This window comes from Marilutibacter maris (assembly GCF_006546735.2).
GTDB classification, from domain to species: domain Bacteria; phylum Pseudomonadota; class Gammaproteobacteria; order Xanthomonadales; family Xanthomonadaceae; genus Marilutibacter; species Marilutibacter maris.
Window position 1 is genome coordinate 15,607 of record NZ_VICD02000163.1, and the last position, 17,659, is coordinate 33,265.

Genomic DNA, 17,659 nt, shown 5'->3' on the forward strand with positions numbered 1-17,659 from the left:
GCGCGCCGGGGCGGGGCGGACATCCGGTCCGTCGGGCGATGACGGCGGCCGTTCCCGGCGACGCGCCATGACGGCGGCCGCGCCCATCGACGTCAACGGCTACGGTCTGCGTCCGGAGCACGCTCCAGGCTGGCAGGCGGCGGCCGCGCTGGCCCGTCGCGGCGACATGGTCGCGGCGGCCGAGGCGATGCTGGCGATCGCCGCGGCGCAACCGGAGTTCCTGCCGGCGCGGGTGCAGGCGGCCTGGTTCCTGCTCACTGCTGGCCGCTACCGGCGGGCCGCGGCGCTGGCGCGGGAATCGGCCAGGCAGCGGCCGCGCTCGTTCGAGGTCGGCCTGCACCTGGTGCGCCTGCTGCGCCGTTTCGAGGCGCATGCGCTGATCCAGTCACTGGTCGGACAGTTGGAGGTGTCGGCATGCGACGACGCCTCGCTGCTGCTGCAACTGGCGGCCGAGCTGGGTCCGGTCGGTCTGTACGACGAGGTCGAGGCGGTGCTGGCACGGGCCGCGGCGATCGCGCCCGCCGCGCCGCAGATCGATGCCCTGCGCGGCACCCTGGACATGACGGCGGGACGCCACGAGGCCGCACAGACCGCGCTGCGGGGAGCGATTGCCCGTTCGCGCACCGAACTGCCGCATGCGCGCTGGCTGCTGACCCTGCAGCCACGGCCGGAGACGCTGGACGCCGATATCGATGGGATCCGCGCGGCGCTGGGCCGGGTCCGTCCGGGCAGCGAGGACGAGGCCTATCTGCAACACGGCCTGCACAATCTGTTGCATGCGGCGAAGGACATCGAGGGCGCATGGCGCGCGCTGGAGCGCGGCTGTGCGGTCAAGCGCGCGCTGGAACCCTACGACCGCGACCGTAGCGCGCGCCTGTTCGAGGCGTTGACCGCGCTGCCCGCGGCCGCCGGTCCCACCGCGCCGGTCGGCGACGACGGCACGCCGCGACTGATCTTCATCGTCGGCATGTACCGTTCCGGCACCAGCGTGGTCGAACGCGTGCTCGGCGGGCACCCGCAGGTCGCCGACGGAGGCGAGAGCTATGTGTTCCCGGCCACTCTGCGCGAGGTCGCCGACTGCAATCGGCCGGCGCTGTTGGACGTGGAACTGGTCGAGCGACTGGCCGGGCGCGACCTGGGCGAGGCGGGGCGGTCATTCCGCGCGCATGCGCGCTGGCGTGCCGGCGACCGCGGCGTGTTCACCGAGAAGCTGCCGTCGAACTTCCTCAATATCGGCTTCATCCTGCAGGCGCTGCCGGACGCGCGGATCGTGCACATGTGCCGCGACCCGCTCGACACCTGCTTCTCCAATCTGCGCACCTACTTCGGTCACGACGCGCCGTATGCCTGCGACCAGTCCGATCTGGCCGACTACTACCGGCGCTACCGCGCGCTGATGGCGCACTGGCACCAGCGCCATCCCGGGCGCATCCTCGATGTCGATTACCAGGCCTTCGCCGACGCGCCGGCGGAGCAGGCGGCGCGGCTGATGGCGTTCTGCGGACTCGACTTCGAGCCGGGAATGCTCGACGTGGGCCGCGAGGGCGGGCACACCGCCACCGCCAGCATCGGCAGCGTGCGCCAGGGCATCCAGCGCAACCGCGGCGGCGCCTGGCGCGCGTATCGCGAGCATCTGGGACCGTTGATCGAGGGCCTGGGGGCGCTGGCTGGGCCGGACTCGCCGGTCGCCTGAACGGCGGCGATTGACGCGCTGTCGCGGCCTCAGCCGTTCTTCATCCCGAACCAGCAGTTGAACGCGATCGTGATCCGTTCGTCGCGGCCGTAGAACGGCAGCACTTCGTGCTGCACCCAGGACGGGAACAGGACCAGCTGCCCGGCCTTGAAGCGGATGCTCCAGGTGCCGTGATGGTAGGGCGGCCGCAGCCGCGAGTTGCCGGCGTCGGTGAAGTAGGAGCTGTAGTGGTGCGGGCTGTGGAAACGCAGGATGCCCGATTCGGGCCGGTCCTCGGGGGTTTCGCCCGGATCGACGCAGTAGACCCCGGACCACGAGGCCATCGGATGGGTATGCATGATCGTGAAGCCGCCGTGGCGGGTCACGTGGAACCAGGTGTGCGAGAAGATCTGCACCTGCTGCATCTGCTCGGCGCTGTACTGGTTGAGGTCCTGGACCAGACGGCCGAGCGCGGTCCAGCAGAACAGCCGCAGTTGCTGGATGCACGGGTCGGGCCAGGCGAACAGGTTGAAGTCGCTCTCGAACACGCCCGGATGCTGCCGCAGCGACGGGTTCGGGTTGGCATAGCGCTCGCCCTCGGCCTCGCGCGCCAGCAACAGCGATTTGATCTGGGCGTTGAGCCGCTCCGCATCCGGATGCGTGTCCTGGGCCATCGGCACGGCGAACATCGGGCTGATCTCAAGGGTCATGGCGCGGGCTCCGGACGGCGGCGCAGGAGCGCCGATGACGACGTCAGACAGAACTACGGCCCCTTTCGGGGCCGTAGCAAGGTAACGCAGGATCGGGTCGATCAGAACTTCTGGGTGTAGCGCATGTAGAAGAAGCGACCCGGGATTTCGTACTGCGGATCGAAGCTGTTCGCGAACGTGGTCGCCGAGAACGGCGGATCCTTGTCGAAGACGTTGTTCACGCCGATCGCGATCTTCGCGTTCCACGGAGCGCTCCAGTAAGCGCTCAGATCGTGGTAGGTCACGCTCGGGATGTGGTTCTCCGCGCGCGGGCCAAGCGCCGTGCGACGGGTCGGATCCGAGCAGATGATCGGGATCTGCGACGCGGAAACGACGCCGGTGCACAGCTCGTCCTGACCGGAGTAGTAGCGTGCGTTCCAGGTCGCACCCCAATCGCCCATCTCCCAGCGTGCCGCCAGGTTGGAGCGGATGCGCCAGTTGTTGTTGCGATCGGTGTACTCGCCGACCTGGTTGCCGCCCTCGCCGACCAGCGGGTCGTCCGTCACCACGCCGTCGCCGTCAAGATCCTGCTCGAAGCTGGCCATGTAGGTGGTGTCCCAGACGAACGAGAACTTGCCCCACGCGGTTTCCGGCAGGCGGTAGCCGACGGTCATGTCGTAGCCTTCGACATCGACGCTGCCGATGTTCAGGCCGGCCGACAGCAGGTCGGTGATGAAGCCGCCGCCACCACGGGTGACCAGGCTGCAGGCCTGGGCATTGCCCTCACGGTAGCAGTCGTTGAGGATCTGCTGGCCCGAGAAGCCGCTGATGGTGTCGCTCAGCTCGATCTTCCACCAGTCCAGCGAGATGTCGAAGCCTTCCAGCCAGCTCGGGTTGTAGACGAAGCCGAAGGTGTAGTTCTCCGCCTTCTCCGGCAGCAGGTTCGGATTGCCGCCGACGCTGATGCGGATCTGGGTGTTGATCTGGCCATAGCCACCGGCCGGCACGCCCGCGGCGGTACAACGGGCCTGGGCAGCGGGGCTCAGACCACCGAAGTTGGCCGAGTTACACGGATCGTCGATGTTCGGGAAGCTGTCGCCCACACCGGTGAACAGCTCGCTGATCGACGGCGCGCGGAAGCCCTCGGCGTAGTTGCCGCGGATCAGCAGGTCGTCGATCGGCTTCCAGCGGAAACCGAACTTGCTGTTCAGGGTGTCGCCGAAGTTGCTGTAGTCCGAGTAGCGGGTGGCGATGCTGAAGTCCAGCAGGCGCGCGCCCGGGACGTCGCTCAGCACCGGGATCGCCAGCTCGAGGTAGGCCTCGTCGAGCTTGTAGCTGCCCTGGGTGGCGGTACGCGAGTTGCCGGTGGTGTCGCCGGCGTTGATCAGCGCGTCCGGACGGTCGAAGCCCGACTCTTCGCGGTGCTCCAGGCCGAACGAGAAGGCCAGCGGGCCGCCCGGCAGGTCGAACAGGTCGCCGCCGATGCTGGCGTAGTAGCTCTTCTGCTTGTACTGGAACTGATCGTGCGCCTCGAAGGTGAGGTACTGCAGCATTTCCGGGGTCAGCGAACCGGCGCCGCCCAGGAAGTTGGCCGGCACGCAGCCATTGATCACGGTCGACGCGTCGCCCGGGGTGGTGACGCAGATCGGGTTGCCGCTGCCGTCGATCATCGACGGGCCAAGCGCGTTGCGGATGGCGGTGTAGGTCAGCAGGCCGTTGGTGGAGTTGTTCGCACGGTTCTCACCGTAGAACATGCCCGCTTCCCAGTCGTACGGCTTGTCGGCGATATCGAAGGTGCCTTCGAACGCGCCGTTGAAGGCGAAGGTGTCGATGTTCTGCTTGAACGAACGACCGCCGGTCTCGACCGCGCGACGCTGGATCCAGTTGATGTCCTGGCCGTACGGGTTGTAGATGCTGTCCTGGCTGATGACGATGTCGGCCGCCTGCGGCGCACCCGGGAAGCCGACGACCACCGGCATGGCGGCCAGCAGCTGCTCGGACTTGCGCTGGTTGTAGGTGACCGTGGTCTTGAAGCGCAGGTTGTCGCTGATGTCCAGCGAGCCGTTGGCGAAGACCGAGATGCGCTCCTGCGGGGTCAGCAGGTAGTTCAGCGGCGCGAAGTTGAAGTTGTCCGAGGTGCCGGCCCACGGCGTGTAGCCGTTCGGGCTGCTCGGATCGACCTTCCACAGGCCATAGCTGCCATCGGGCTGCGCGCATGCGAAGGTGGTCATGTCGAGGATGCAGTAACGGCCATCCGGGGTGGTCGAGCTGCCGCCGAAGCCCGGGCTGGAGCCGAACACCGGCACCGCCGAGATCTCGCGGTCGCCGGCCCAGACCGGCTCCTGCTTGACGTAACCGACACCCAGCATGGCCGACCAGCGGTCGCCGACGCTGCCGATGGTGAAGTCGTAGGCCTGGGTCTCGCCGTCGCCCTTGTCGAACTGGCCGAGGTAGGCGTTGGCTTCGGCGCCGTCGAAGTTCTGGCGCAGGATCACGTTGACCACGCCGGCGATGGCGTCGGAGCCGTAGATCGAGGACGCGCCGTCCTTCAGGACTTCGATGCGCTCGACCGCGGCGGTCGGGATGGTGTTCAGGTCGACCGCGCCGCCGAGGCCGGTACCGCCCACCCAGCGACGGCCATTGACCAGCACCAGGGTGCGGTTGGAGCCGAGGTTGCGCAGGCTGACGCGGGTTTCGCCGTTACCACCGTTGTTCATGGTGGTGTTGAGGGTCGAACCGTTGGCGCTGATGTTCTGGATCACATCGCCGACCGAGGTCAGACCCTGGGCTGCGATGTCCTCGCGCGACAGCGAGAAGATCGGCTGCGAGGTCTCGATGTCGGTGCGCTTGATTCGCGAACCGGTCACCTCGATGCGGTCGAGGGTGGTGGCTTCCTGGTCGCCTTCCTGGGCGAAGGCAACGCCCGTTCCGGCGGCGGCAGTGGCGCCCACGGCGAGCGCGAAGGTAATCGCGTCGCGGAGCTGGGTGGTCTTAAGGGTCATCTCTCTCTCCAAGTCAGTCTTGGTTTCCCATGGGAACCTGCCGGTGAAGTCAAGAAAGACGCCAAAACCGGCAAGGTCGGCCGATAGTAGCCCCCTTCGCCAAAAAATTAAAGTGTCGTTAACGAACAAAAAAAGCCGCCCTGTTTGGGGCGGCTTTCTCTTTTTGAATCAGCTGTTTAGATCGAAAAAGTCGTTCGGAACGCGTGAAGATGGCGCCTAGAGGTCCTGTTCATAGCGGACATAGGGCACGGTTCCTTCCTTGTCGCCGGCATCCGGAGCGAACGGATTCTTGCCGCGGGTGACGACATTCTCGGCGCCGACGCTGAGCTGGCCGCTCCAGGGGGTGCGCCAGGTGATGCCCACGCCCAGGCCCTCCCAGTGGCCGGGCTGGCCGGGCACGTCGACCACGCGGCCGACGATGTTGGCGCCGAAATTGCCGACCTCGGCGCCCAGGGTCAGGCTGGTGGTGTTCCAGCGCTCGCTGAAGCCGGCCGGCAGGTCGGCGGCCGGAATCAGGCGCGCGCGCGCCCAGGTGCCGCCGATGGAGACGGTCGCCTCGCGGCCGATGTTCTTCTCGCCGTACAGGGTCAGCGTGTTCTGGTCGAAGCGGCTGTTGCGGCCGTTCGGGCTCATCCACCCGGGCAGGGTGTCGCGGCCTTCGCCGACCAGCACGCCGACGCGGCCGGCATCGTTGCCGACCGAAACCCCGGCATTGACCTCGCGGCTGCCGCCGCGGTTGTCCTGGTCCAGGGCCGCCAGCAGGCAGTGGTTGGCGAGATTGCCGATCGCCGAGGCGAGACCGGTCTTGCGGTTGCAGACCAGGCCGAGGGTATTGCCGGAAGACAGCCCGAAGCTGGTATCCAGGGTGTTGTTGGCGCCAAAGCGCCAGCGGGTGCCGGCCAGCTGGGTGCCGGTGGGCTCCAGCAGCAGCACCGCCTCGAGCTTGCCGCTGGCGTTGTTCCAGACCGGCAGCACGGTGGAATCGGACGGGGCCGCCGCGGGCGCGGTGCTCTGTGCATGCGCAGCCGTCGCCGTGCCCAGGGCGAGCAGCAGGGTCAGCGGCAATTGGAGCAGTCGCGTGCGCATTGGTCCTTACTTCGACCGGCGCGATGGCCGGTCAGTTCCCCTTTCCAGAGGGCTTGACTATAGGTCTTTAATGTTCATTTAACAATCGTCGCGGGCCGCCTTTGGTCGGCGACGGTCACAAATCGACCCATTCAGTCAGTCATCGGGAATTTCGTCTCATTGCGGCCTTGAGGGGCCTTCCAGTTCGACCGCATGGGCCTTGAACAGTTCCCCGATCCTGGCCTGGTCGAACCGGTATTCCCGCCCACAGAACTCACAACGGACATGGGCCTGGCCATCGGCCGCGTCGGCGGCGGCGCGGGCTTCTTCCTCGCCCAGCGAGACCAGCATCGCGGCGACCCGGTCCTCGGAGCAGGAGCAGGCGAATGTCAGCGGCTTGCCGGCGACCTGCTCGACGCCATCCTCGTGGAACAGCCGGTTCAGCAGTTCGCCGGCGGGCAGCGCCAGCAGTTCGTCGCTGCCGAGGGTGTCGAACAGCGCGCCGACGCGGTGCCAGCCGTCCTCGTCGCCTTCGTCGCCGGGAAGCTTCTGCAGCATCAGTCCGGCCGCATGGCGTTCGCCGGCGGCCAGCAACAGGCGCGTGGGCAGCTGCTCGGACTGGACGAAATAGCCTTCGAAGGCATCGGCGAGGTTGTCGGCGTCGAGCGCGACCATGCCCTGGTAGCGCACCGGCTCGCGGCTGCCGACGGCGGGATTCTCGATCGTGATCGCGAGCAGGGTGTCGTCGCCGAGCTGGCGCAGGTCCCGCGACGGGGTGGCGCCGTCCTCCAGGCGCGCGATCCCGCGCAGGGTGCCGGCCGCCGTGCACTCGGCGAACAGGGTGCGCAGCGTGCCGCTGCTGCGCAACTGGATCGAGAGCCGGCCGTCGACCTTGGTGTGGCCGGTGAACAGCGCCGCGGCGGTGCAGGCTTCGCCGAGCAGCTCGGCGGCGGCCTCCGGATAGTCGCCATGTCCACGGATCTGCCGCCAGCTGGCGTCGAGGCGGACGTGCACGCCGCGCACGCCGGCGCGGCCGATCAGGAAGCGGGTGAGCTGGTCGTGGCCGTTGTCGTCGGATGGGCTCATCGGTCGGGAGTCGGAAAAGTCGGAACGGGGCGGGTGTGCGACCCGGCGCCCGATGCGGATAATGCGGGCATCGGGCGGATCGCAACGTGGTGTCGCATGAGAATGAGGGCGGGGTGAGGCGGTCACAAGAGCGCGCGACGGGCATGCGGCCCCGGCGCCGGTTGCGCCGCCTGCTGCGCTGGGTGCTGGCCCTGCCGTTGTTGGCGCTGCTGGCCAGCGTGTTGCAGGTGGGCCTGTTGCGCTTCGTCGACCCGCCGTTCTCGGCATTCATGATGGCCCGCCAGTTCGAGGCCTGGGGCGCGGGCGACGGGACGTTCCGCATCGCCTACGACTGGCGCGACCTGGACCAGGTGTCGGCGCAGTTGCCGCTGGCGGTGATCGCCTCCGAGGACCAGCGCTTTCTCCAGCACCGCGGGTTCGACCTGAAGGCGATCGAAAAGGCGATCCAGAGCAACGAGCGCGGCGGCCGGGTGCGCGGCGGCAGCACGATCAGCCAGCAGACCGCGAAGAACCTGTTCCTGTGGAGCAGCCGCAGCTGGCTGCGCAAGGGCATCGAGGCCTGGTACACGGTGCTGATCGAGACGATGTGGCCCAAGCACCGGATCATCGAGGTCTACGTGAACGTGGCCGAGTTCGGCGACGGCGTGTACGGAGCGCAGGCCGCGGCCAGGACCTATTTCGGCGTCGACGCCTCGCAGCTGGGGCCGGCCCAGGCGGCACGACTGGCGGCGGTGCTGCCCAGCCCGCGTCGCTACAGCGCGGCCCGGCCCGGGCCCTACGTGCAGCGACGCACCCACGCGATCCAGCGCCAGATGCGCAATCTCGGCGGCACCGCCTATCTGGACGGGCTCGAGGACTGACGCCGGCCCCGGCCGGGGCCACAGGGTCGGCGGACGGGTGCCGGCCGAGCGGGGCGAACCGCTACCATGACCGGATGAACCCGGACTCATCCCCCGACGGCCCCCCCGGCAACGCGCCCCGCGACCTGCTGACCGTGGTGGTGGCCGCCTTCAACGAGGCCGACAGCCTGCCGCTGCTGCATCCGCGGGTGGCGGCCGTGCTCGACGCGCTGGCCGCCGACGGCGTCGGCGGTCGCGTGCTGTACGTCGACGACGGCAGCCGCGACGGCACCTGGGAGGTGCTGCAGGCGTTGGCGGCCGGCGATCCGCGGGTGGCGCTGCTGCGACTGTCGCGCAATTTCGGCAAGGAAGCGGCGCTGACCGCGGGCCTGGACCGGATCGAGACCGGTGCCGCGCTGATCCTCGACGCCGACGGGCAGGACCCGCCGGAGCTGATACCGCAGTTCGTCGCCAAATGGCGCGAGGGCTTCGACGACGTCCACGGCACCCGCATCGAGCGCGATGGCGAAGGCTGGATCAAGCGGGCGACCGCGCACGCCTTCTATCGGGTGATCGGGCGGCTGTCGAAGACCCCGATCCCGCGCGATACCGGCGACTTCCGGCTGTTGTCGCCGCGCGCGCTGGCGGCGCTGCGGCAGCTGCGCGAGCGCCATCGCTTCATGAAGGGGTTGTTCGGCTGGGTCGGTTTCAACCGGGTCTCGGTGCCCTACCAGCGCGACGCGCGCGTGGCCGGCCGCAGCAAGTTCAACCTGTGGCGGCTGTGGAACTTCGCGCTGGAGGGCATCACCAGCTTCTCGACCGCGCCGTTGCGGCTGGCGACCTATCTGGGCCTGCTGACGGCGGCGGTGGCGTTCGCCTACGGCGTCTTGATCATCGTCAAGGCGCTGGTGTGGAGCGATCCGGTGGCCGGCTGGCCGACGATGATGGCGGTGATCCTGTTCCTCGGCGGCGTGCAACTGATCGCGCTTGGCCTGATCGGCGAATACCTCGGCCGGTTGTACGAGGAGGTCAAACAGCGGCCGCTGTACCTGGTCGAGTCCTGGCGGCCGGCGAGCGGGGCCGCGGATGCCGTGGTCGCGCCGGTCGTGGCGGATCGCGTCGGTATCGACTGAGCGGACCGCGCCCGGTCCCGCGGGCGTTGCGTATTCACATGCGCGCGAACGCGGCCGGAGTATGCTCCTCGCAGGCCCCGGCTGGAGGAGTGTGCAGATGCGTACGGTTCGGCAGCTGCTCGAGGCGAAATCCCCAGACATCCATTCGGTCCGTCCAGACGCGCCGGTGATCGACGCGATCCGCCTGATGGCCGAGAAGGGCATCGGCGCGGTCCTGGTGATGGACGGGGCGCGTCTGGCGGGCATCGTCTCCGAGCGCGACTACGCGCGCAAGGTGGTCCTGCAGGGGCGGGCGTCCGCGGATACGCCGGTCAGCGCGATCATGACCGCCGAGCTGATCACCGTCGATCTCGACGACACCGTCGACCGCTGCATGATGACCGTCACCGACCGCCGCATCCGCCACCTGCCGGTGGTGCGCGACGGCCATGTCGAGGGCGTGGTCTCGATCGGCGACCTGGTCAAGGCGGTGATCGAGGATCAGCAGCTGGAACTGGATCAGCTGCAGCGCTACATCGCCAGTTGAGGCGGCGCGGCGCGCGCGTTCATTCATTCGATGGCCGCAGGCGCGGCGTGAGCCGCGATTCCCGGACTGCGCCCGGGAATTCCAGGAGCTTGCTGTGCGAACCTCGGGCCCGCAGTCGCCCCTCCCCCTATACGCGCCTGTGGCGCCGGGGGCTGGGCTCATGGGGCAGATGCGCCCTTCGTAGGAGCGGCGTGAGCCGCGATTCCCGGGCTGCGTCCGGGAATCCCCAAAATTTGCTTCGCAAACCTTGAGCCCCGCCGTTGCGCTGCCAGCCCCCATTCGCATCCGCGATGCGAATCGCCCCCTGACTCAGGGGGTTGGGTGCATGCCGTGCCGCGCCTACGGTCGCTCCGGCGAGGAGCGCTCCTGGAGCGCCTGCGGGTCAGTGGTTCGGGGCCAGCACCTGCGCGGTCACCGCGACGAAGTGGCAGACGCTGCCGGCGACCACGAACAGGTGCCAGATCGCGTGCGAATAGCGCAGGCCCGGGCGGTGGTAGAACACCGTGCCCAGGGTGTAGCAGACGCCGCCGGCCAGCAGCCAGCCGAAGGTCCAGTCGTCCAGGGCGACCAGCAGCGGCTTGATCGCGACGATCACCAGCCAGCCCATCGCGACGTAGATCGCGGTCGACAACAGCTTGAAGCGCCCGGTGAACAGCAGCTTGAAGACGACCCCGGCCAGGGCCAGGCTCCAGATCGCGATGAACAGGCCCCAGCCCCATGGACCGCGCAATCCGATCAGGGTGAACGGGGTGTAGGTGCCGGCGATCAGCAGGTAGATCGCGCAGTGGTCGACGACCTTCAGCCGGGCCTTGGCGGCCGGATGCGGGATCGCGTGGTACAGGGTCGAGGCGAGGTAGAGCAATAGCAGGCAGATGCCGAACACGATCGCGCCGGCCAGTTGCCAGCCATCGCTGTAGACCGCGGCCAGGGTGATCAGCACCGATCCTCCGGCCAGCGCGGCGACCGCGCCCAGTCCGTGGGTCAGTGCATTGGCCAGCTCCTCGCGGAAGTGGTGCGGGTGCGTGGCGGTGGAGGGGATCGCTGGGTGGGGGGCGTCCATGCCTGCATCCTACCGTGCGCCGGCGGATGGCGGTGCAACCCTCTATGATGGCGGCCCGCGCGGGGGTGACGGTCGCATTCCCGGAGCCCACCCCGTCCCAGTCCAGTCGCATCGTCCGATGATCGTTTCCCATCAGCACCGCTTCGTGTTCGCCGCGATCCCCAAGACCGGCACCCATTCCGTGCGCGAGGTCCTGCGCGAGCGGATGGGGCCGGGGGACCTGGAGCAGGTCGGCCTGTTCGTCAACAAGCGCTTCCCGTTTCCGGAGCTGGCGGCGATTCCGCACGGCCACATCGGCCTGTCGCAGATCCGGCCGCATATCGGCGAGCAGGCGTTCGCGGACTATTTCAAGTTCGCGTTCGTGCGCAATCCGTTCGACCGTTTCGTCTCCTACTGCGCGTTCATGACCCGCGCCGGCGGCGAGTTCCAGCGCGAACCGCAGGCGGTGATGCGGCACGTGCTGTTCCGGCTGCGGCCGATGCACCATGTGTTGTTCCAGCCGCAATACAGCTTCCTGATCGGCGAGGACGGCGGGCTGCTCGCCGACCGGGTCGGCCGGGTCGAGGACATGCAGGCCTCGTTCGACGGGATCTGCGAACGCATCGGCATCGCGTCGGCGCCGTTGGGGCAGGTCAACAGCTCGCAGCGCGGCAGCTACCGGGACTACTATGACCAGGCCCTGATCGACGGCGTGTCGGAGCTGTACCGGCGCGACCTCGAACTGTTCGACTACGCGTTCTGACCCGCGATCCGGAGTACTTGCAGTGAATGCCCAGGCTCCGCCCAGCGTCCATCCCAATCCGCGCAAGACGGGCTCGATCCGGCGCCTGGGCCAGGTCGATATCGCCGCGCTGCGCGAGGCGGTGCTGGCGATCCCCGAGGCGGTCTGGGACGCGGAGAACGCCGGCAAACCGAACCGCTTCGACGCGCTCGACAGCACCCGCCACATCGTGTTCCGCTTCGTCGACGGCTTCCGCGACTGGCGCGGTTCGCACGACCGCCCGCTGTGGGCGGACTGGCGCCACCTGCTGGAACCGGTGCTGGCGCAGGCGGTCGCGCCCTACGGCTATGCCCGCGCCGACTTCCCGCGGGTGATGCTGGCGCGGATGGCGCCCGGCGGGGTGATCAAGCCGCACCGCGACGCCAACCCGGCGGCGAAGTGGCCGCACAAGATCCACGTGCCGCTGCTGACCCACGAGCGGGTGGTGTTCTACGTCGACGGTATCGGCTACCACTTCGCCGAGGGCGAGGCGGTCGAGGTCAACAACATGGGCGTGCATGCGGTGCAGAACGCCGGCGACGGCGACCGCATCCACCTGATCTTCGAGTACTACGACCTCGACCAGCCCGATCCCGACTGGGTCCACCTGATCGAATCGCCGGGCGCCTGAGGCCCGGCGATCCGGGGGCTCAGTCCACCGCGACCGCGTGGGCGTGCTCGCGGGTGGCGAGGAACCCGACTTCCGGCGCGCGCTCCTGCGCCAGCTGCAGGTTGACCCGGGTCGGGGCCAGGTAGACCAGCTCGCCGGCGGCGTCGAGCGAGAGGTTCATCGCGTTCTTGTCGCGGAACTGCTCCAGGGTCTTCTCGTCGTCGCAGCGGATCCAGCGCGCGGTGGCGACATTGACCGGCTCGAAGGTGGCCTCGACGCCGTACTCGTCCTTCAGCCGGTAGGCGACCACGTCGAACTGCAGCACGCCGACCGCGCCGAGGATCAGGTCGTTGCTCATCAGCGGCTTGAAGAACTGGGTCGCGCCCTCCTCCGACAGCTGCGCCAGCCCTTTCTGCAGCTGCTTGAGCTTGAGCGGGTCGCGCAGGCGCGCGCGGCGGAACAGTTCCGGGGCGAAGTTCGGGATGCCGGTGAAGGAGATCTTCTCGCCCTCGGTGAAGGTGTCGCCGATCGAGATCGTGCCGTGGTTGTGGATGCCGATCACGTCGCCCGGCCAGGCGTCCTCGGCGATCTCGCGGTCGCTGGCCATGAAGGTCAGCGCATTGGCCAGCTTCATGTCCTTGCCGCTGCGCACGTGGAAGGCCTTCATTCCGGCGCTGAAGCGGCCCGAACAGATCCGCATGAAGGCGACCCGGTCGCGGTGCTGCGGGTCCATGTTGGCCTGGATCTTGAACACGAAGCCCGACAGCTTGGTTTCGGTCGCGCCGACCTCGCGGGTGGTGGTCTCGCGCGGCTTCGGCGCCGGCGCGTGGTCGACGAAGAAGTCCAGCAGCAGCTGGACCCCGAAGTTGTTGACCGCCGAGCCGAAGAACACCGGGGTCAGCTCGCCGGCCAGGTACTTGCCGAGGTCGAACGGGTGCGAGGCGCCCTCGACCAGCTCCAGCTCGTCCTTCAGCTCGGCCAGCATCTGGCCGCCGATCCGCGCCTCCAGCGCCGGGTCGTCGACCGAGGCGAAGATGGTCGAGTCCTGGCGGGTGAAGTTGCGGCCCTGTTCGTACAGGTGCACCTCGCCGGTGACCAGGTGGACCACGCCCTTCAGGCGCTTGCCCATGCCGATCGGCCAGGTGATCGGCGCGCACTGGATGCCTAGCACGGTCTCGACCTCGTCGAGCAGCTCGATCGGGTCCTTGCCCTCGCGGTCGAGCTTGTTGATGAAGGTCATGATCGGCGTGTCGCGCAGCCGGCAGACCTCCATCAGCTTGATCGTGCGCTCCTCCACGCCCTTGGCCACGTCGATCACCATCAGCGCCGAGTCGACCGCGGTCAGCACCCGGTAGGTGTCCTCGCCGAAGTCGGCGTGGCCGGGGGTGTCGAGCAGGTTGACGATGCGGCCCTCGTAGGGGAACTGCATCACCGAGCTGGTCACCGAGATGCCGCGCTCCTTCTCCAGCGCCATCCAGTCGGAGGTCGCGTGGCGGGCGGCCTTGCGGCCCTTGACCGAGCCGGCCATCTGGATCGCGCCGCCGAACAACAGCAGCTTTTCGGTCAGGGTGGTCTTGCCGGCATCGGGGTGCGAGATGATCGCGAAGGTGCGGCGCCGGGCGGCTTGCAGGGAAACGTCGGACATGCGGGCCGGGCGCGCGGGCGCCCTCGGGATGGAGACGGGGGCGGCAATTATAGACAACCCGGGGCGGGTCATCGCCGGGTGTGGAGGGGCGGGGCGGTTCTGGCCGTGGCGGCACGCGGCGCGATCCCCTGGCCTGGCCCCGGGGGAGCGCCAGGGCTTGCGCGGGCGGACTTTGGAGGATATCCGGTCGCGGCCGCATATCGCGCCCCGACTCAAGGGGGCTGGGGCTCATGGCGCGGGAGCGGCGCAGGCCGAGACCCCGGGCTTTCCTGGCGGGCCGGCGGCGGCCCGGCCGGTGCTCAGTCGATCCCGAGCTTCTTGAGCTTGTAGCGCAACGCGCGGAAGGTGATCCCGAGCGCCTGCGCGGTACGGGTCTTGTTGTAGCGGTTTTCCTGCAGCGCGTGCTGGATCGCGGCGCGTTCGATCTCCTCGATGTACGAGGGCAGGGCGCTGGTGGCGGTGTCGCGCGGGTCGAGGCTGCGCGGGTCGACGCCGGCGGCGCGATTGTCGTCCTCCCGGCGCGGCAGGTGCAGATCGTCGGCGGTCAGCAGGTCGCCGTCGGCGAGCGCCAGGGCGCGTTCGAGGATGTTCTCCAGTTCGCGCACGTTGCCGGGGAACGGGTACTCGCGCAGCGCCTCGACCGCGTCGTCGTCCAGCATCGGCACCGGGCGGCCCTGGGCCTCGGACAGGCGTCCGAGGATCTTGGCCGACAGGCCGGGCAGGTCGTCGAGCCGCTCGCGCAGCGGCGGCACGCGCAGTTCGATCACGTTGATGCGGTAGTACAGGTCCTGGCGGAAGCGGCCTTCGGCGACCAGCTTGGACAGGTCCTTGTGGGTCGCCGAAAGGATGCGCACGTCGACCGGATTCTCGCTGTTGGCGCCGACCGCGCGCACCGATTTCTCCTGGATCGCGCGCAGCAGCTTGACCTGCATCGGCAGCGGCAACTCGGCGACCTCGTCGAGGAACAGGGTGCCGCCGTCGGCGCTCTGGAACAGGCCGGGCTTGTCGGCGTGGGCGCCGGTGAAGCTGCCCTTCTTGTGGCCGAAGAACTCGCTCTCCATCAGCTCGCTGGGGATCGCGCCGCAGTTGACCGGCACGAACGGCCCCGATGCGCGGGCGCCCTCGGCGTGAATGGTGCGGGCGACCAGTTCCTTGCCGACGCCGGATTCGCCGGCGATGTAGACCGGCGCCTGGCTGCGGGCGACCTTGGCGATGGTCTGGCGCAGCGAGGCCATCGCCGGCGACTCGCCATACAGCCGCGAGGCGACCGCATCGGCGTCGGCCTTGCGCGCCTCCTGCAGATCCAGCGCGTGGCGGACCAGGTCGCGCAGCACGTTGAGGTCGACCGGCTTGGCAACGAAGTCGAACGCGCCGGCCTTCAGCGCCTCGACCGCGGCCTCGACGTTGCCGAACGCGGTGATCATCGCGACCGGGGTTTCCGGGTACTTCTGGCTGATGTCGCCGACGATCTCGATGCCGGAGCCGTCCGGCAGCCGCATGTCGGTCAGGCACAGGTCGTAGCGGTTGCGCTGCAGCTGGCTGCGCGCCTCGCCGACGCTGGCCGCGGTGTCGCAGCGCAGCCCCATCCGGCCCAGGGTCATCACCAGGAGCTCGCGGATGTCGCGTTCGTCGTCGACTATGAGTGCACTACGGGTTTCAGCCATCCTCTCCTCCGCCCGTCACGATAGCCGATGGGTGGGCGATGGGCCAAGCGCCATCGCCCATGCAAACGCGTATCACCCACGGAACGAGAACCCGGTGCGGCGCGCATGGGAACCGTGGCGGGACGGTAGCCGGCTGCCGGTCCAGTCCCCGTGAATGTCGATAGCCGGGGCCGACGGGGAGTGCCGGCCTCGCGCCGGATGCTCAGCCGGCCGCGCCCGCGCCCACAGCCGACCCCGAGGACCGGGTCTGCTCGCCCACGCCGGGCGTGAAGCGGATGCGGAAGCAGCTGCCCACGCCCGGCGTCGGCACGTACTCGAGGGTGGCCTGGTTGGCCCGGCACAGTTCGCGGGCGATATACAGCCCCAGACCGGTGCCGTGCGGGGAGGTGGTGAAGAACGGGCGGAACAGCTGCAGGGCGACCCGCTCGGGAATGCCCGGGCCGCGGTCGATCACGTCGATCCGGTGACGGCCGCCGTTCTCGGCGGCGACATGGACGGTGATCCGCGCCGGCTCGCCGGGCTTGCGGCCGTACAGCAGGGCGTTGTGGACCAGCACGGTCAGCACCTGGTGGAGCTGGCGCGGGTCGACCAGCGCGGTCGGCTGGGACTGGCTGGAGGTCGCGGTGAGGGTGTCGTTCTCGATCGGGTGGCCGGCCTGGTAATCCTCGATGAACTGGCGGGTCAGCGCGGCCAGGTCGACGTGCTCGGGCTTGGCGGGCTCGCGCCGGGCCAGTCCGAGGACGTTGTCGACGATGCCGTTCATGCGCATGCTCTGCTGGCGCACGATCTCCAGCAGGCGCCGGTCGGCCGGCCGGATGTCGTCGGACTCCTCCAGCAGCTGGACCGCATAGTTGATCGCGGCCAGCGGATTGCGGATCTCGTGGGCGAGGCTGGCGGAGAAGCGGCCCAGGGTCGCCAGGGTGATCGACTCGGCCCGCCGCGACACCAGCGAGGTGTCGTCCAGAAAGACCAGGGTCTGTTCGCTGCCGGCCAGCAGGCGGGTAAAGCGGGGCACCACCTCGGGCAGGTCCGGGCCCAGTTGCAGCGGGGTCTCGTCCTGCGCGGCGCCCTTGCGCCACGCGCCCAGGCGGCGGGCGAGCTCGGGCATCACGATGTCCAGGGCGACCTCGTCGCCCGGGCTGTGGCCGCCGAGCAGGCTGCTGGCCGCCTCGTTGGCCAGGCCGATCCGGTTGTGGCCGTTGACCAGCAGCACGCCGGTGCGCAGACGGCGGATGATCAGCTCGTTGACCTCGACCAGGTGCGCGGTTTCCTCGCCCCGGCGCTCGGCCAGCTCCTGGCTGGCGCGCATCTGCCGGCCCAGCACGCTGGTCAGGGTGGCCATCGCCATGTAGCCGACGGCGAACATCAGCGGTTCCACCAGCGAGCCGTGCGAGGACTGCTCCTCGATCACCCCGGTCCACAGGTGCTCGGCGATCAGTCCCGCCACCGCCACCAGCGCGACCCCGATGCCGTAGCGGGTCGGCAACAGCAGGGCCGCGGCGCCGATGTTGAAGATCAGCATCAGCGCGATGCCGGTGCCGGCGACCGGGACCGCATGGATCGCGAGCAGGCCGAAGAACAGGTCGGCGCTGATCCCGGCCAGGGTGCTGATGCGCAGGTCGCCCTTGCGGCCGAACACGAACAGCAGGGCGGCGACGAAGCCATAGGCGATCGCCAGCGCGCGCGCGAACAGCTCGTGGCGAGGCGCCGGCAGCTGGTCGGCGATGGGGCCGAACAGCACCAGCAGCAGCATCGCCGCCTCGAGCAGGCGGTACAGCGTATAGAAATGGAGCTCGCGGCGAAGTGCCTTGTCGGCATCGGCGACTTGCAAAGCGGCAATTCGAAGCGGCAAAGGCAGCGTCCCCGGTGCGTGTCCCGCCACGAGTATAGGCACCGGGCGCCGGGCGG

Annotated in this window: 13 protein-coding genes and 2 pseudogenes; 6 read left to right on the plus strand and 9 right to left on the minus strand. The window is 69.0% G+C overall.

Annotation, left to right across the window (positions count from 1 at the left end; all coding sequences use genetic code 11):
* Nucleotides 1-67 precede the first annotated feature (67 nt).
* The gene (locus tag FKV24_RS09945) at nucleotides 68-1,693 is read left to right on the plus strand and encodes a sulfotransferase family protein (RefSeq protein ID WP_141482264.1); all 1,626 of its coding nucleotides are present in this window, start codon (nucleotides 68-70) and stop codon (nucleotides 1,691-1,693) included.
* A gap of 29 nt (nucleotides 1,694-1,722) precedes the next feature.
* Here the strand turns inward: FKV24_RS09945 and FKV24_RS09950 are convergent, their stop codons facing one another.
* From FKV24_RS09950 to hslO, 4 genes are all read right to left on the minus strand, one after another.
* The gene (locus FKV24_RS09950) at nucleotides 1,723-2,382 is read right to left on the minus strand and encodes a putative 2OG-Fe(II) oxygenase (protein WP_141482265.1); all 660 of its coding nucleotides are present in this window, start codon (nucleotides 2,380-2,382) and stop codon (nucleotides 1,723-1,725) included.
* A gap of 101 nt (nucleotides 2,383-2,483) precedes the next feature.
* Nucleotides 2,484-5,363 (minus strand): TonB-dependent receptor, encoded by a 2,880-nt coding sequence (locus tag FKV24_RS09955; RefSeq protein WP_141482266.1) that lies wholly within the window; start codon nucleotides 5,361-5,363, stop codon nucleotides 2,484-2,486.
* 216 nt (nucleotides 5,364-5,579) lie between these two features.
* Nucleotides 5,580-6,413 (minus strand): XOO1806 family protein, encoded by an 834-nt coding sequence (locus tag FKV24_RS09960; protein ID WP_190238664.1) that lies wholly within the window; start codon nucleotides 6,411-6,413, stop codon nucleotides 5,580-5,582.
* A gap of 192 nt (nucleotides 6,414-6,605) precedes the next feature.
* Nucleotides 6,606-7,514, minus strand: a complete 909-nt coding sequence (gene hslO, locus FKV24_RS09965) for an Hsp33 family molecular chaperone HslO (RefSeq protein ID WP_141482267.1) — start codon at nucleotides 7,512-7,514, stop codon at nucleotides 6,606-6,608.
* Nucleotides 7,515-7,657: 143 nt separating this feature from the next.
* Between hslO and mtgA the strand changes: the two genes are divergently transcribed.
* From mtgA to FKV24_RS09980, 3 genes are all read left to right on the plus strand, one after another.
* Complete coding sequence (gene mtgA / locus FKV24_RS09970; RefSeq protein ID WP_141482268.1) at nucleotides 7,658-8,374, plus strand: monofunctional biosynthetic peptidoglycan transglycosylase; 717 nt, start codon at nucleotides 7,658-7,660, stop codon at nucleotides 8,372-8,374.
* Nucleotides 8,375-8,448: 74 nt separating this feature from the next.
* Complete coding sequence (locus FKV24_RS09975; protein WP_141482269.1) at nucleotides 8,449-9,486, plus strand: glycosyltransferase family 2 protein; 1,038 nt, start codon at nucleotides 8,449-8,451, stop codon at nucleotides 9,484-9,486.
* Nucleotides 9,487-9,583: 97 nt separating this feature from the next.
* Complete coding sequence (locus FKV24_RS09980) at nucleotides 9,584-10,012, plus strand: CBS domain-containing protein (RefSeq protein ID WP_111267292.1); 429 nt, start codon at nucleotides 9,584-9,586, stop codon at nucleotides 10,010-10,012.
* 382 nt (nucleotides 10,013-10,394) lie between these two features.
* Here the strand turns inward: FKV24_RS09980 and trhA are convergent, their stop codons facing one another.
* Entirely contained in the window at nucleotides 10,395-11,072 is a 678-nt protein-coding gene (gene trhA / locus FKV24_RS09985) for a PAQR family membrane homeostasis protein TrhA (protein ID WP_141482270.1), read from the minus strand.
* 118 nt (nucleotides 11,073-11,190) lie between these two features.
* Here trhA and FKV24_RS09990 point away from each other — a divergent pair, with 118 nt between their 5' ends.
* Together FKV24_RS09990 and FKV24_RS09995 are read left to right on the plus strand one after the other, a co-directional pair.
* Complete coding sequence (locus tag FKV24_RS09990; RefSeq protein WP_111267290.1) at nucleotides 11,191-11,814, plus strand: sulfotransferase family 2 domain-containing protein; 624 nt, start codon at nucleotides 11,191-11,193, stop codon at nucleotides 11,812-11,814.
* Between the two features lie 22 nt (nucleotides 11,815-11,836).
* Complete coding sequence (locus FKV24_RS09995) at nucleotides 11,837-12,463, plus strand: aspartyl/asparaginyl beta-hydroxylase domain-containing protein (RefSeq protein ID WP_141482271.1); 627 nt, start codon at nucleotides 11,837-11,839, stop codon at nucleotides 12,461-12,463.
* Between the two features lie 19 nt (nucleotides 12,464-12,482).
* Here FKV24_RS09995 and FKV24_RS10000 read toward each other — a convergent pair whose 3' ends face one another.
* The 4 genes and pseudogenes from FKV24_RS10000 to FKV24_RS10010 form a co-directional block, all read right to left on the minus strand.
* Nucleotides 12,483-14,087 (minus strand): peptide chain release factor 3, encoded by a 1,605-nt coding sequence (locus FKV24_RS10000; RefSeq protein ID WP_111267288.1) that lies wholly within the window; start codon nucleotides 14,085-14,087, stop codon nucleotides 12,483-12,485.
* A gap of 299 nt (nucleotides 14,088-14,386) precedes the next feature.
* Nucleotides 14,387-14,545, minus strand: a pseudogene (locus tag FKV24_RS20230) (helix-turn-helix domain-containing protein); the annotation flags it as partial.
* A 63-nt stretch (nucleotides 14,546-14,608) separates the two neighbouring features.
* Nucleotides 14,609-15,751, minus strand: a pseudogene (locus FKV24_RS10005) (sigma-54-dependent transcriptional regulator); the annotation flags it as partial.
* Between the two features lie 202 nt (nucleotides 15,752-15,953).
* Nucleotides 15,954-17,591: a sensor histidine kinase gene (locus FKV24_RS10010; protein ID WP_425481615.1), complete on the minus strand. Its 1,638-nt coding sequence runs from the start codon at nucleotides 17,589-17,591 to the stop codon at nucleotides 15,954-15,956.
* Between the last annotated feature and the right edge of the window lie 68 nt (nucleotides 17,592-17,659).

Bases quoted from the DNA above. Each gene is read 5' to 3' on its own strand.
- FKV24_RS09945 (WP_141482264.1), top strand. From the start codon at position 68: ATGACGGCGGCCGCGCCCATCGACGTCAACGGCTACGGTCTGCGTCCG.
- FKV24_RS09950 (WP_141482265.1), bottom strand. From the start codon at position 2,382: ATGACCCTTGAGATCAGCCCGATGTTCGCCGTGCCGATGGCCCAGGAC.
- FKV24_RS09955 (WP_141482266.1), bottom strand. From the start codon at position 5,363: ATGACCCTTAAGACCACCCAGCTCCGCGACGCGATTACCTTCGCGCTC.
- hslO (WP_141482267.1), bottom strand. From the start codon at position 7,514: ATGAGCCCATCCGACGACAACGGCCACGACCAGCTCACCCGCTTCCTG.
- mtgA (WP_141482268.1), top strand. From the start codon at position 7,658: ATGCGGCCCCGGCGCCGGTTGCGCCGCCTGCTGCGCTGGGTGCTGGCC.
- FKV24_RS09975 (WP_141482269.1), top strand. From the start codon at position 8,449: ATGAACCCGGACTCATCCCCCGACGGCCCCCCCGGCAACGCGCCCCGC.
- FKV24_RS09980 (WP_111267292.1), top strand. From the start codon at position 9,584: ATGCGTACGGTTCGGCAGCTGCTCGAGGCGAAATCCCCAGACATCCAT.
- trhA (WP_141482270.1), bottom strand. From the start codon at position 11,072: ATGGACGCCCCCCACCCAGCGATCCCCTCCACCGCCACGCACCCGCAC.
- FKV24_RS09990 (WP_111267290.1), top strand. From the start codon at position 11,191: ATGATCGTTTCCCATCAGCACCGCTTCGTGTTCGCCGCGATCCCCAAG.
- FKV24_RS10000 (WP_111267288.1), bottom strand. From the start codon at position 14,087: ATGTCCGACGTTTCCCTGCAAGCCGCCCGGCGCCGCACCTTCGCGATC.